General features: G+C 67.6%; 1 protein-coding gene. It reads left to right on the top strand.

What is annotated here, in order from left to right:
* Positions 1–141: 141 nt before the first annotated feature.
* On the top strand, positions 142–445 hold a 304-nt coding region (locus ACNAW0_RS30665), incomplete at its 3' end, for a helix-turn-helix domain-containing protein (RefSeq protein ID WP_416291527.1).

The following is a 445-nucleotide window of genomic DNA, read 5'->3' as shown; positions in this document are numbered from 1 at the left end:
CCCGGAGGAGTCCACGGATGACCTGGTCATGGACATGGCCGACGTGTTGACGTCGATGTGTGCCCGGCTGTGCGGGCCGCGGGCAGGCAAGAGCCGTGCCGCTCGCGCTCTGGCCGCCGTGACCGGCGTGGAGCCGTTGGTGTGAAGAAGTTCGAGCCGCGGCCCGGTTTCGTGGTTCAGGCGTTTCGTTTCGCGTTGGATCCGAACGTGACGCAGGAGCAGCGGCTGCGGTCGCATTGTGGTGCGGCTCGCGCCGCCTACAACTGGGCCGTGTCCTGGGTGATGGCGTCGTGGTGGCAGCGCAAGGCGGAGGCCTCGTACGGCATCGGCGAGGAGGAGCAGACGCCGTGGCGGCCGTGGTCGCTGCTGGTGTTGCGGAAGGTGTTCAACGAGGTCAAGAAGACCGACCCGCGTTTCGCCGGCTGGTGGGAGGAGAACTCGAAGG

This window comes from Micromonospora sp. SL1-18 (assembly GCF_047921505.1).
Classification (GTDB): Bacteria; Actinomycetota; Actinomycetes; order Mycobacteriales; family Micromonosporaceae; genus Micromonospora.
The sequence above is the reverse complement of the archived record's forward strand: the minus strand, read 5'-3'. Positions and strand labels throughout refer to the sequence as shown.